This window comes from Aquabacterium sp. A7-Y, from assembly GCF_026153205.1.
Lineage (GTDB): Bacteria > Pseudomonadota > Gammaproteobacteria > Burkholderiales > Burkholderiaceae_C > Caldimonas.
Genome location: NZ_JAPFBW010000046.1, coordinates 1 through 13,168, shown reverse-complemented (window position 1 = coordinate 13,168; position 13,168 = coordinate 1). Strand labels below are relative to the sequence as shown.

General features: G+C 70.9%; 11 protein-coding genes and 1 pseudogene. 5 read left to right on the top strand and 7 right to left on the bottom strand.

Annotated features, from left to right (window positions below; genetic code table 11):
- Window positions 1–193: 193 nt before the first annotated feature.
- A complete protein-coding gene (locus OOT46_RS27920; RefSeq protein WP_265406900.1) occupies window positions 194–1,558 on the top strand; it encodes a calcium-binding protein in 1,365 nt (454 codons plus the stop codon).
- A 9-nt stretch (window positions 1,559–1,567) separates the two neighbouring features.
- On the opposite strand, the gene OOT46_RS27915 is transcribed toward OOT46_RS27920, so the two are convergent.
- On the bottom strand, window positions 1,568–1,918 hold the full coding sequence (locus OOT46_RS27915) for a hypothetical protein (protein WP_265406899.1): 351 nt from the start codon (window positions 1,916–1,918) through the stop codon (window positions 1,568–1,570).
- Window positions 1,919–2,026: 108 nt separating this feature from the next.
- On the opposite strand from OOT46_RS27915, the gene OOT46_RS27910 reads away from it, so the two are divergent.
- Window positions 2,027–2,821 (top strand): substrate-binding periplasmic protein, encoded by a 795-nt coding sequence (locus tag OOT46_RS27910; RefSeq protein ID WP_265406898.1) that lies wholly within the window; start codon window positions 2,027–2,029, stop codon window positions 2,819–2,821.
- A 12-nt stretch (window positions 2,822–2,833) separates the two neighbouring features.
- Here OOT46_RS27910 and OOT46_RS27905 read toward each other — a convergent pair whose 3' ends face one another.
- The 3 genes from OOT46_RS27905 to OOT46_RS27895 all read right to left on the bottom strand — a co-directional run bounded on the left by OOT46_RS27905 (window position 2,834) and on the right by OOT46_RS27895 (window position 5,858).
- Window positions 2,834–4,723 carry a sensor histidine kinase gene (locus OOT46_RS27905; protein WP_265406897.1) on the bottom strand — a complete coding sequence of 630 codons (1,890 nt, stop codon included), beginning with the start codon at window positions 4,721–4,723 and terminating at the stop codon, window positions 2,834–2,836.
- 178 nt (window positions 4,724–4,901) lie between these two features.
- Window positions 4,902–5,525 (bottom strand): isochorismate family cysteine hydrolase YcaC, encoded by a 624-nt coding sequence (gene ycaC / locus OOT46_RS27900; RefSeq protein WP_265406896.1) that lies wholly within the window; start codon window positions 5,523–5,525, stop codon window positions 4,902–4,904.
- A gap of 198 nt (window positions 5,526–5,723) precedes the next feature.
- Window positions 5,724–5,858, bottom strand: coding sequence for a hypothetical protein (locus tag OOT46_RS27895; RefSeq protein ID WP_265406895.1), 135 nt, complete (start codon window positions 5,856–5,858; stop codon window positions 5,724–5,726).
- Between the two features lie 206 nt (window positions 5,859–6,064).
- On the opposite strand from OOT46_RS27895, the gene OOT46_RS27890 reads away from it, so the two are divergent.
- Entirely contained in the window at window positions 6,065–8,290 is a 2,226-nt protein-coding gene (locus OOT46_RS27890) for a helicase-related protein (protein WP_265406894.1), read from the top strand.
- Between the two features lie 311 nt (window positions 8,291–8,601).
- Here OOT46_RS27890 and OOT46_RS27885 read toward each other — a convergent pair whose 3' ends face one another.
- Genes OOT46_RS27885 through OOT46_RS27875 form a run of 3 tightly spaced genes read right to left on the bottom strand, consistent with a single transcriptional unit; the run spans window position 8,602 to window position 11,021 of the window.
- Complete coding sequence (locus OOT46_RS27885) at window positions 8,602–9,597, bottom strand: Bug family tripartite tricarboxylate transporter substrate binding protein (protein ID WP_265406893.1); 996 nt, start codon at window positions 9,595–9,597, stop codon at window positions 8,602–8,604.
- A 22-nt stretch (window positions 9,598–9,619) separates the two neighbouring features.
- Window positions 9,620–10,468 (bottom strand): SDR family NAD(P)-dependent oxidoreductase, encoded by an 849-nt coding sequence (locus OOT46_RS27880; RefSeq protein ID WP_265406892.1) that lies wholly within the window; start codon window positions 10,466–10,468, stop codon window positions 9,620–9,622.
- Window positions 10,461–11,021, bottom strand: coding sequence for a carboxymuconolactone decarboxylase family protein (locus tag OOT46_RS27875; RefSeq protein WP_265406891.1), 561 nt, complete (start codon window positions 11,019–11,021; stop codon window positions 10,461–10,463). The genes OOT46_RS27880 and OOT46_RS27875 overlap by 8 nt, the downstream gene beginning before the upstream one ends.
- 122 nt (window positions 11,022–11,143) lie before the next feature.
- On the opposite strand from OOT46_RS27875, the gene OOT46_RS27870 reads away from it, so the two are divergent.
- Both OOT46_RS27870 and OOT46_RS27865 read left to right on the top strand, forming a co-directional pair.
- Window positions 11,144–12,166: a LacI family DNA-binding transcriptional regulator gene (locus OOT46_RS27870; protein ID WP_265406890.1), complete on the top strand. Its 1,023-nt coding sequence runs from the start codon at window positions 11,144–11,146 to the stop codon at window positions 12,164–12,166.
- Window positions 12,167–12,529: 363 nt separating this feature from the next.
- Window positions 12,530–13,168: pseudogene (locus OOT46_RS27865) on the top strand (hypothetical protein); the annotation flags it as partial.

Genomic DNA, 13,168 nt, shown 5'->3' with positions numbered 1-13,168 from the left:
GAAGCTGGTCCTGCCGTCCGGAGCACGAGGGATCGGAGACAAGCGCGCACGACGGCGGTCTTGATGCCCCTCCCTGGGCGCCGCGGCAAGGCGGCCACGGCCGGCCGGCGCATTCCGGGTGCGCAGGACGGTCGCGGTGGTCAGGGCGCGTCGACGACGCGCATCCACGCACTCTCTTTCCTGGAGTTTTTTCATGGCAATCATCAACGGCACGGCGGCCAGCGAAGCGCTGGTCGATTCGAGCAACGACGCCTTCTCCACGCTCAACGCCAACTGGTCGGCAGGCGACGACGCGATGTTCGGGGGCGCCGGCAACGACACCTACAACGTCAACTCCGCGGGCGACCAGGTGTTCGAGAACGCGGGCCAGGGCACCGACACCGTGGTCTCGCGGGTGCAGAGCTACACGCTGGGCAACAACGTCGAGAACCTGGTGCTCGACAACACGCCGACGCAGCTGGTGGTCCAGCCCGGCGGCGGCTTCGCGCTGGTGCCCGCGGCGGTCGACGGCACCGGCAACGCGCTCAACAATGTCATCACCGGCAACGACCGCAACAACACGCTGTCGGGCGGCGACGGCAACGACAGCCTCGGCGGCGGGGCCGGCGCCGACACGCTGCAGGGCGGCAACGGCAACGACAGCCTGAGCGGCGGCACCGGCAACGACGACCTGCAGGGCGGCGCCGGCAACGACACGCTCAACGGCAATGCCGGCACCGACACGATGGCGGGCGGCGCGGGCAACGACACCTACTTCATCGACGCCGCGGGCGACAGCGTCTCGGAGGCGGCGCTGTTCGGCGGCGTCGACCGGGTGATCAGCACGATCAGCGACACCCTGGACGCCAACGTCGAGAACCTCACGCTTTCCAACGTCGCCAGCGCGCTCAACGGCACCGGCAACACCTTGGCCAACCAGATCAGCGGCAACGGCTTCAACAACGTCCTGTTCGGGCTGGACGGCAACGACAGCCTGAGCGGCAGCAGCGGCAACGACACGCTGGTGGGCGGCAACGGTGCCGACGCGCTCAGCGGTGGCAGCGGCAACGACACGCTGAACGGCAACAACGACGACGACAGCCTCAACGGCGGCAGCGGCGACGACACGCTGAACGGTGGTGCCGGCAATGACGTGGTGAACGGCAGCACCGGGCTGGACTTTCTGACCGGTGGCGCCGGTCAGGACCGTTTCGTGTTCGACCGCAGCGGCGCCGGCAACGCGGATTCGATCACCGACTTCAGCCATGCCGACGACAGCATCGTGCTGTCCAACGCGCTCGACACGGGACTCGCCGGGGCGCTCAATCCCGGCATCGCCGGGCTGAGCTTCGCGGGTGGCGCGGTGGCGGGCAATGCGCTGGCGGCCGGGTCCTTCTTCAAGGGCGTGGGCTTGACCGGCAACGCCGCCGGCAATGCCAGCGGCATCTACCTCAACACCCTCGACGGGCAGGTCTGGTACAACCCGACCGCGGCCGGTGGCGGGGATGCGCTGCTGCTCGGGCGGGTCGAGTTCAGCGTTGCAGGCAGCGTGACGGCGAACGACTTCATCTACGGGTGAAGTGGGGCCTCAGCCCTGCGCGTCCTGATCCAGCAGCGCGGCGCGTGCCGCCGCGCCGCCCAGCTCGCGCTGCGCCAGCTGGTGGAAGCGGCCGCTGCCGTCCTGAGCGGCCGCGCCGCTGCGTATGGCCTCCAGCAGCTCGGGGCTGAGCCGCTGCTCGCCGAGCTCGGCCACGCGGGCCAGCAGCGCCTGCTGGAAGCCTTCGCGCATCCGGGCGATCTCGTCCGGGCCATGGCCGACCCAGGCATGGCCCTTGTCGTTGTAGATCGCGATCGATTGCAGGCCCTGCACCAGCGCCTCGGCGGGCGAGGGCTTGGGCTGCGCGGCGGTAGGGAGCGGAGCTGTCGGCTTGGAGTTCATGCGCGGCATTGTCTGGCATCCGGCACGGGCCGGAGCCCCCCGGGGTCGTGGGGGCGACCGGCGGCAGGATGGGTATGATGACCGCCCTGCCGGATCGCGGACCCCGCCATGCCTGGATTCCTCTTGTGCCTGCTCCTTGCCGCCTTGTTTGCCGTGGCCGGCGGCGTCCGGGCCGACGAGAAGACCCTGCGCATCGCCACCGGTGAGCTGCCGCCCTACGCGACCGCTTCGCGCTCCGACCAGGGCATCGCGCTGCGTATCGTGCGGCGGGCCTTCGAGCAGGGCGGCTACCGGGTCGAGTATGTGTTCCTGCCGTGGTCGCGGGCCTTGCGCGAAACGCGCGCCGGTAAGTGGGACGCCACCGCCTACTGGGGCCGCGACCCGGCGCGCGAGACGGGTTTCGTGCTCACCGACACGGTCCTGACCGAACACTGGGTGTTCCTCCACCACCACGAGCTGGACTTCGACTGGCAGCACTACGCCGACCTCGCGCGCTGGCGCCTCGCGCTGATCCAGGACTACAGCTACACCCCGGAGATGCGCTCGATGATCGAGTCCGGCGAGCTGCGCGGCGACCCAACGCCCGATGACCTGACCGCGCTGCGCAAGCTGCTGCGCCGCCGCGTCGACGTGGTCCCGGTGGAGCGCAACGTCGCCTGCTCGCTGATGCTGAGGCACTTCGATGCCGACCAGGCGGCACAGCTGCGCGCCCACCCCCGGCCGATGACAGGGCATTTCCCGACCCATGTGATGCTGCCGACGGTACTGCCCGGGACGGCGCAGCGCCTGGACGCTTTCAACCGGGGCCTGCGCGCGCTGCAGGCCACGGGCGAGTACCGGCGGCTGCGCGCCGACCCGCCCTGTCCCTACGCCTGGGACGGGGCAGCGCCGCGCCGGCCCTGACCAGAGGCGCGCTCAGGTGTCCGCGCGGGCCAGCGGCAGCGTGATGCTGACCACCGTGCCCCGGCCCGGCTCGCTCTGGAAATCCAGCGTGCCGTTCATCATGCCGACCAGCTGGCGCGTCAGCGCCAGGCCCAGGCCGACCCCTTCGATCGGGCCGTTTTCCTGCCCCAGCCGGTTGAAGGGCTCGAACACCTGGGACAGCCGCTCGGGCGACACGCCGACGCCGTTGTCCTGCACCGAGACCGTGACCCGCCCCGGCTCGCGGCGCTGCACGGCGACCTCGACTTTTCCGTGCGGCCGGTTGTACTTGATCGCATTGGTCAGCAGATTGACCAGGCTCTGGCGCAGCCGCGTCGCGTCGGCCACCACCGCCAGGCCCGGCTCCTGCAGCGCTTGCACGTCGACCTGCACCGACTTCTGCTCGGCCAGCGAGCCGATCAGCGGCAGGCACTCGGCCACCAGCGGGGCCAGCGGCACCGGTTTCAAGTCGACCTGCAGCCGGCCGGCCTCGATCAGACTCTTGTCGAGCAGGTCGCGAATCAGCGACAGCAGGTGCTGACCGGCGTCGTGGATCAGCGTGGCGTGCTTGCGCTGCGCTTCGGTGAGCGTCTTGCCGGTGTCCAGCAACAACAGCTGCGAAAACCCGAGGATGGCATTGAGCGGGGTGCGCAGCTCATGGCTCATGCGCGAGAGAAAAGCGGTCTTGGCCCGGTCGGCCGCCTCGGCGGCGGCGCGTTCGCGACGCGCTTCCTCGAGCGCCAGCCAATCCGACACGTCGCGCAGCAGCAGCACGCGCAGCGCCTGGCCGTGCGCGTTGCTGCGCGTGTCCGACAGCTCCACCACCAGGCTGCCGCCGTCGGCACGCAGGGCCCGTGTCATGCCGTGCTGACTGCCGCCCGGGGCCTGGCGGGCCGGCCCGTAGATGGGCGGCGTCGGCGGCTCGCCCGCGGCCAGGTCGGGCAGCAGGTCCGCCAGCGGCCGGCCTACCGCCGCGGCGGGCGAGAGGCCGAACAGCTGGGCCGCGGCCGGGTTCACGCTCAGGACCCGGTTGTCGGCGTCGAGCGTGACGATGCCTTCGAGCAGCGACTCGATCAGCGCCGACACGCGCGCCTCGTTCGCGGCCAGGTCGCGCGCGGCCTGCTGGGCCAGCGCCTCGGCGGCCCGCACCCGCTCGATGTGGTGGCGGAACTGGGCGAACAGCGCTCCGATCTCGCTGCGCTCGTGGCCGCGGGGCGGCTGCAGGCTGCTGCCTTCGTCGCTGACCGAGAGCGTGTGCGCGGCCTGCACCAGGGGCCGGGTGATGGTGAAGTAGAAGATCGCGGCGACCACGGCGATCAGCACCGCGAGCATCAGCAGCGACTGCAGCAGGGCCGCCACCAGGCGCTCGATGACGTCGGACTCCACCGCACGCAGGTCCAGCTGCACCAGCAGCCGGCCGACCTGCTGGCTGCCGCGCGGGTCCATCAGCACCCGCTCCTGGCGCTCGATCGGACCGAGCAGGACCGGCAGCAGCCGTCCGAACACCAGTGGCTTGACGGCCCCCCGCGCACTCGCCAACGGCCGGCCCTCGTCGTCGAGGATCTCGACGCTGGCATAGCGCTGCGAGGCCCACAGCCCGGCCACGACCACCTCGGCCAGCTCGGGGTTGAGCTCGTAGGCGGCCTGGCGCGCCGGGCCCATCGCGCCGTCCAGGGCCTGACGCAGGCTGCTGTCCAGCTCGGCGCGCTCGACCCGCCCGTGGGCCAGCACCTGCATCAGCGAAAGCACGACCGCGGCCGCCAGGCCGGCCAGCAGCAGGCCTCGCAGCTGGCGCCACAGGATGGAATCGGCCCAGGGCGTCACCGGCCCGGGAGCGGGCGGTGCAGCAGGGGAGGCGGTGGAAGCTAAACGCCGTGCGAGCATGAGCACCTGTTCTGCCGACCGAGGACCGGCCGGGGGCGGACGCGGGCGGGAGCCTCGCGTTTCGAATGGACCCGACTATAGGGGAAGCCGGCTGCCGCTTCGACGGCCGGCTCGCGGAGGCCGCATCCCCGGCAAAAAGCCGGCGGCCTGCGTTCCAACTCAGCACACCGGCCGCTCGTCATGCCGGCTGTCCGGCCGCGTGGAGGGTCATCAGATTGCGGTAGTCCGGAATGTGGTCGGCGAACAAGGCGGCCAGCCCTTCGGCGTCGTTGCGCCAGTCGCGGTGCAGCTCGCAGGCCACGCCGAACCAGCTCATCAGCTGCACACCCGCCGCCGCCATGCGCTCCCAGGCGGCCTGTTGCGTGAGCTCGTTGAAGGTGCCCGAGGCATCGGTGACCGCGAACACCTCGTACCCTTCCGCGATGGCCGAGAGGGCCGGGAAGGCCACGCAGACCTCCGTCACCACGCCCGCGATGACCAGCTGCTTGCGGCCGGTCTGCTCGACGGCCCGGACGAAGTCCTCGTTGTCCCAGGCGTTGATCTGGCCGGGCCGGGGGATGAAGGGTGCTTCGGGGAAGGCCTCCTTCAGCTCCGGCATCAGCGGGCCGTTGGGCCCGTCCTCGAAGCTGGTGGTCAGGATGGTGGGCAGATGGAAGTAGCGGGCCAGGTCGGCGACGGCCAGCACGTTGTTCCTGAACGAGTCGGGACCGATGTCCCGCACCAGCGACATCAGTCCGGCCTGGTGGTCGACGAGCAGCACGGCTGCCCGGTTCTTGTCGAGGCGGCGATAGGGTCGGGTCATGGCAGTCTCTCCTGGACGATGCGGCGGCAGCCGGGTGCGGACGCCCGGCTGCCGGCGATGGGTGGACCGGGGCGCAACAATGGCCCGGGACGGACCGAGAAACGTAGGCGCCGATGGCCCGGGCCGCCAGCCCTCACAACGACCGGCAGGGGCTTGGCGGAGAGACGGCCCTGGCGCGCCGACAGAAGGTGCCGCTGGTCACAAGAGGCGGTCGGGCGTGATCGGCAGGTCGCGGACACGTCCTCCGGTGGCGTGCCACACGGCGTTGGCGACTGCCGCCGCGACGCCGGTGATGCCGATTTCGCCGACCCCCTTGGCACCCAGCGGGTTCACGTGCGGATCGGGTTGCGCTTGTTGCAGCGTGCGAAGCCGGTGTCGTGGAGGGTGCTGCGGCAGCGGGTCGGCGTGGCCGCATATCGCGCAGCGGCCGCCGGCCGGCCATGGCAGCGCAGGGGAAGGACCCCTGCTCGGTGCAGAATCGGGGTTTCCCGAGGCCCCGTCTTGCTGTTGCGCGGCGGCTCCGTTCCCCCCTCCATGTCATGCCGCCTGCCAAGCCCGAACCCCGCCCGCTCCCCGACCCCTCGCACGCCAGCCGCATCCCGCCTCACCTGGGACCCGAACAGGTCCACCGCATTCGCCAGGCCGCCTACCACCTGCCGCAGGTGGTCAAGCCGGCCGATTTCGTCGAGGCCGAGGGCGAGCAGGATGACGACCACCTCGACTGGATGGGATTGATCCTGCTGCAGAAGGCGGTGCCCGGCTCGCGGCCGAGCCGCTGGATCGCCCCGACCTTGATGGACGCCGCGCTGCGCCACCTCGACGAGGTCGACGGCCCCAAGCAGCTGCGGGCCGCCTACAGCAGCCGGGCCGCGGCGCTGGAGGCGCTCGGCATCTCGCGCCACGGCAACGGCTGGGAGCGCCTGTCGTCGCAGGAGCTGGCGCTGCGCGAGCCGGGCTGGCGCGTGCCGGTGAGTTTCCACGCCCCGATCGATGCGGAGGCGGTCTGGGACTATTTCCGCACCGGCGACCGCGAAGCCCTGCTGAGAGCGCTGGGGTCCAGCGCCGTCTACCCGCAGGCCGCGGCCCTGCAGGCCCACCTGGACACGCTGGTCGCCGAAGGCCGTCGGCACAACGAGCGCCAGCTGCCCTCACTGCTGGCGGCGCTGCAGGCGGAATGTGCCAAGCCGCGCGACCTCGACGCGCTCAAGGCCGGCTGCAGCCGCGCCTTCGAGCGCTGGCAGCGCCGCGTCACCGAGCTCGACACGCTGGACGACCTCAACACGGAGCTGGCCTTCCAGGGCTATCCCGACACCTTCCCGCTGGCCCGCAAGCTGCGGCGCAAGGTGCGGCTGTTCGTCGGGCCGCCCAACAGCGGCAAGACCCATGCGGCCTTCGAGCGCCTCGCCACCGCCGAGCACGGCGCCTACCTGGCGCCGCTGCGCCTGCTGGCGCTGGAGGGCCGCGACCGCCTGCAGGCGCGCGGTGTGCCGTGCTCGCTGCGCACCGGCGAGGAGAACGTGCCGGCCGAGGGCGCCCGCGTGGTGTCCAGCACCATCGAGATGGTCAACACCGGCGACACGGTCGAAGTGGCGGTGATCGACGAGGCCCAGATGATCTTCGACGCGGCGCGCGGCTGGGCCTGGACCCAGGCCATCGTTGCGGTGCCGGCACACGAGGTGATCATCATCTGCTCGGCCTATGCGGCGCGCGCGATCGGCAACCTGCTGGGGCTGTGCGGCGAGAGCCACGAGGTGGTCCACTTCGAGCGCAAGCAGCACGTCGAGGCGCTGCCCGCGCCAGTGCCGCTGGGCGCGGTCAAGAAGGGCGACGCGGTGGTGGCCTTCAGCCGCAAGGACGTGCTGATGCTGCGCGACCAGATCGGCGCCCACGGGCGTGCCGTCTCGGTGATCTACGGGGCGCTGCCGCCGGAGGTGCGGCGTCGCGAGGCCGAGCGTTTCGCGCAGGGCGAGTCGCACATCCTGGTCGCGACCGACGCGATCGGCATGGGCCTGAATCTGCCGATCCGGCGTGTGCTGTTCAGCACCCTGATGAAGTTCGACGGCCAGGACGACCGGCTGCTGAGCGTTTCCGAGGTGCACCAGATCGCCGGCCGGGCCGGGCGTTTCGGCATCCACGAGGAAGGGTTCGCCGGGGTGCTGCAGGAGGCCGAGGCGGGCGCCGCGCGCGAGCTGAAAGACCTGTTGCAGAAGACACCGCGCGCGCCGCGCAACTTCAAGGCGCCGGTGGCGCCCAGCTGGTGGCACGTCGAGACCATCGCCAAGCGCCTGGGCAAGACCCGGCTGCGCGAGGTGCTGGGCATCTTCATGGAGCAGCTCAGGCTCGACACCGCGCACTTCGAGGTGGCAGCGCTGGAGCAGATGCTGGAGCTGGCCGAGCAGCTCGACCGCACCGCCAGCAAGCTGAGCCTGCGCGAGCGTTTTGTCTATGCGCAGGCGCCGGTGGACACGCGCACCGAGTCGCAGCTGCAGGAATTCCTCGGCTGGACCGAAAGCCACGCCCACACCGGCCGTGCCGGCCAGCCCTGGTTCCTGCAGGAGGTCGACGAGCACAGCCGGCTCGACCGCATGGAGCAGGCGCTGCGCTCCTGCACCTTGTGGCTGTGGCTGGATCAGCGTTTCCACGAGGTGTATGGCCATGTCGAGGCGGTCGAGGACCTCCGGCTGCGCCTGAACGACGGTATCGAGCGCCAGCTCAAGGGCAAGCGCCCGCTGTGGCAGATGCGGGGGCGCGGGCGGCGAGGATGACGACCCCTCGTCCGACGGGTACGTCGGCCGATCCCCCGAGGCGTCATGACAGCCCCTCGTCCGACGAGTACGTCGGCCGATCCCCCGAGGGGATGCGGGCCGGCTTGGGAGCGGCCCGGCGCTCGGCCCGCTGGCATGACGACCCCTCGTCCGACGGGTACGTCGGCCGATCCCCCGAGGGGATGCGGGCCGGCTTGGGAGCGGCCCGGCGCTCGGCCCGCTGGCATGACGACCCCTCGTCCGACGGGTACGTCGGCCGGTCCCCCGAGGGGATGCGGCCCGGCGCTCGGCGCGCGGGCGCGCTGGATGTCTCAGGACTCGATGCGGATGTCGAAGCGGCGCGCGATGCCCTGCCAGACCTTCAGATCGGCGGCCACCGTCTGGCCGAACTCGGCTGCGGTCTTGATCGGCAGCCGGGCCAGGTTGAGCTGCGCGAAGCGCTCGCGCAACTCGGGCGCGGTCAGGGTGCGGTTGATTTCCGCATGCAGGGTCTCCACGATGGGCGCGGGCGTGCCCTTGGGCACGAACACGCCGTACCAGGCGTCGGCGTCGAAGGGGATGCCTTGCTCGGCGACCGTCGGCAGCCCGGGCGGCTCGGGCATGCGCTGCGAGCCGGTCGAGGCGATGGCGCGCACCTTCCCGCCCTTGATCTGCCCGAGTGAGCTGGTGGCATCGACGAAAGCGATCTGGATGCGGTCGCCCTGGATGTCCTGGTAGATCTGCGACACCGTCTTGTAGGGGATGTGCCGCATCTGGATGCCGGTGTGCTGCTTGATCAGCTCCATCACCAGGTGCCCGGTCGAGCCGATGCCCCAGGTCGCGTAGTCGAAGTCGCCGGGGCGGGACTTCACCAGCGCCACCAGCTCCTTGATGTTGCGCACCGGCAGCTGCGGGTGCACGACCAGGTGGATCCCGCCCGAGGCGATCTGCGCCACCGGGACCAGATCGGTCAGCACGTCGAAGGGCAGCTTGGTCTGCACCGCCTGGTTGACGACCGTGAAGGAGGAGCTGGCGAACAGCACGGTATAGCCGTCGCCGGGCGACTTGACGGCCGCGCTGACGGCGAGGATGCCGTTGGCGCCCGGACGGTTGTCCACCAGCACCGGCTGTTTCAGCGCCGCCGCGAGCCGCTCGGCGAAAACGCGGGCCAGGATGTCGGGCCCGCTGCCGCCGGCGGCCGGCAGCACCAGGCGGATGGGCTTGGCAGGCCAGGGCGGCTCGGCTGCCCTGGCAGTGGCCGGCAGCAGCGGCGCGGCGGCGAGGCTGCACAGCAGCGCGCGGCGCTGCCGAAGAGTGGAATCGCTCATGGGTGTCTCCCCCGGGTTTTTTTCAGGCGTCGCTGCGCGCGGCGCCGATGGACAGGCCGCCGTCAGCGATCAGCACCTGGCCGTTGACATAGGACGATTCGGCGCACAGCAGAAAGAGCGTGGCGTAGGCCACTTCCCAGCCGGTGCCCTGGCGGCCGAAGGGCAGCGGACGCGCCGCTCGCGCCGGGCGCAGGCGTGAGGCATCGCGGCCCAGCGGCGTGTCGATCAGGCCCGGCGCGATGACGTTGGCCCGCAAGGCCCTGGCCTGGCCGGCGAAAGCCACGGCCCGGCCCAGCGCCGCCAGCGCGGCCTTGGAGGTCTCGTAGGCCGGCAGCCCCGACTGCGGCGAGATCGAGGCGGTGGAGGACACGAACACCATGCTGCTGCCCGTCTCCATGCGGGCGGCCGCCTCCTGGGCGCACAACATGTGCGCGCGCAGGTTGACGTTCTGCACCTCGTCCCAGGCTTCGGCGGTCTCGTGGCCGAAGCGGTTGTGGTTCGCGATGCCGACGTTGACCACCAGGCCGTCCAGGCCGCCCAGGCTGTCATGCGCGTCACGCACCATCGCGACGATGGCCTCCGGGTGTGACACGTCGGCGGCGAGCGCACTGGCGTGGCCGCCTTCCCGGGTGATCCAGGCCGCGGTCTCCTGGGCGCTTTCGAGGTCGCGGTCGACGCAGCAGACGCTGGCCCCCTCGCGGGCGCACAGGACCGCGATGGCGCGGCCGTTGCCGACCGGCGGATCGGCCTCCTCGCTGCGGCGCTGCCCGGCGCCGACGACCAGCACGCGGCGGCCGGCCATGCGGGTGCCGGCGGCGGCCTGGCCCAGCGCGGGCTCAAACAGTTGACGATCGGGTCGCAGCTCAAGCATGGCGCAGCTCCAGGTTTTCGACGTCGACCGTTTCGAGGTCGACCTCCAGGTTTTCGAGCAAACGCGACACCAGCATGTAGAAGCCGACGGTGACGAGGACTTCGATCTGCTGTGCCGGCCCGAAGTGGCGCGCCAGCGCTGCGTAGGCGGCTTCGCCCGCCTTGACCTCGCGCACGGTGGCATCGGTGAAGGCGAGGGCGGCGCATTCCGCGTCACCCAGTCCGACGGCGCGCCAGCCGGCCTCGCCGCCCTTCACCGACAGGATCGCTTCCACGGTCGCGTCCGGCACACCGGCCTTGCGCGCCAGCTTGCGGTGCTGGTGGATCTCATAGGCGGCGCCGCTGAGCGCACCCACCCTCAGGATGAGCAGCTCGCGCAGCCGCGGCGGCAGCGAGCTGTCGCGCAGTACCGCCTGTCCCATCGACAGGAAGCCGGTCGCGACGCCCGGCGCATGGGGCAGCAGCCGGAACAGGTTGAGCGGCGGCCGCTCGCGCAGCCGCTCGCCGAGTGGCCCGGCGACGTGCGCCAGGTCCAGATAGGGAATGCGGGCCATGGATCTCCTCCTCGTCCGCCCAGGAGTGAGCGGTATAAAAACGATTTTATAGACCGGTCTGTGGGAGACGCAAGCACTTCCTGGGCTAATATCGAAAAACGTTTTAAGTGCTTTCCCTGAACATGAGCAAGACCAAACGGGTGTCGGTGCGGGACGTGGCCGAGGCCGCCGGCGTCACGATCGGCTCGGTGTCGCGGGTGCTGAACGGCGGGCGTTACGTGAGCGCCGAGTTGAAAGCCAAGGTGCTGGCGGCGGCCGAGCGCCTGCAGTACCAGCCGCATGCCGGCGCGCGCAGCCTGCGTCTGGGCCGCTCGCAGGCGATCGGCTGCATGGTGAGCGACATCGAGAACCCCTTGCAGGCCGGTTTCGTCGCGGCCGTCGAGGCGCATGTCGGGCAGCACGGCTACACCTTGCTGCTGGCCAACTCCCACCACAGCCGCCGCCGCGAGGCTGAGATCCTGGAGATGTTCGAGCGCCGCGGCATGGACGGCGCGGTGGTGACGTCCTCCTTCACGTGGAGCGAGGACCGGCCCAATCCCTACCTCGACTGCGGGCTGCCGCTCGTGATGGTCGACCGCGACGGCGCACTGACCGGCGACCAGGTGCGCATGGCCCACCGCGAGGGCATCGCGCAGGCAGTGCGCTACCTGCACAGCCTGGGGCATCGCCGCATCGCGCTGTTCACCGCCGGCCCCGGCCTGCGGCCGACCGACGAGCGCGTGGCCGGCTACCGCGAGGCCCATGCCCGGCTGGGCCTGGAGGTGGACGAGCGCCTGCTGCGGCTGGCCTCGGCGCCGGGGGTCTCGGGCGCCGACGACATGCGGGCGCTGCTGGCGCTGGAGGCACCGCCAACGGCGCTGATCTCGCTCGGCAGCCGGCTCTTGTCGGGGGCCTTGCAGGCACTGCGTGAAGCGCGCCTGCGCGTGCCGCAAGACCTCTCGGTGGTCGCGATCAGCAGCGCATCTTTGCTCGAACTCGCCGACCCGCCGCTCACCTATGTGCACTTCAACCTCGAGCAGGCCGGCCGGGGAGCGGCGCAGCTGCTGCTGCAGCGGCTCGGAGACGGGCAGGACGAGCCGCCTCAGACGCTCGAGATCCCGATGGAGCTGGTGGTGCGCGAGTCCTGCGCGGCTCCCCGCGGCTGACGTGCCGGCGACCGGCCGGGTTCTCCCCGGACCGGGATCCGGCGATTCGCCGCCATGAAGTGGCGAACTAAGGGAATTCCTTAACTTCTGCAACTCTCCCGCACGACCCGGCACGCCCCGCAGGGCTGCGAGGAGGCGCTCACTCGTGCGCCAGCCGTCGCGCCGTTTTCCGCGTCCAAGGCCCTACTGGCGGGAGAGAGCCGCGATCATCAGACTGACGGAACCCCTGCGTGTCGGCACAGGTGCGGCACACTCTGGGGTTGCACAGGCTGGGCGTGACCGGCCGTTACAAATCCCCGGACGCTCGCAGCGACATTTAGCGGGTCGTCGTGGCGCTGGTTACACGCGCCGAGGAGAAAAGCAATGAATGCGCCTGATCAGCTGGCCGTGGAAGCCGGCTCCGATCCTCTTGCCATGATGTTGACCGCGCTGACCGCGCTGCGCCGCGGCGACGCGACAGCGCGGCTGCCGCTGCACTGGAGCGGCGTGCACGGCAAGGTGGCCGAGGTGTTCAACGACGTGGTCGAGCGCAATGCCGAGATGGCGCAGGAGCTGGCCCGGCTGCGCCAGGTGGTGGGCAAGGAAGGCAAGCTCAAGCAGCGCGCCTCGCTCGACGGGGCCAAGGGTTTCTGGGGCGAGTCCATCGACTGCATCAACTCGCTGATCGACGACCTCGTGCACCCGACCAGCGAGGTCGCGCGCGTGATCGGTGCGGTGGCGCAGGGCGACCTGTCCAAGAGCATGGCGCTGGAGGTGGAAGGCCGGCCGCTGGAAGGCGAGTTCCTCCGCACCGCCAAGACCATCAACAAGATGGTGGAGCAGCTCGGCAATTTCTCGGCCGAGGTGACGCGGGTGGCGCGCGAGGTGGGCACCGAAGGCAAGCTCGGCGGCCAGGCCAAGGTCAAGGGCGTGGCGGGCACCGTGGAAGGACCTGACCGACTCGGTGAACTCGATGGCCGGCAATCTGACCGACCAGGTGCGCAACATCGCCGACGTGACCAC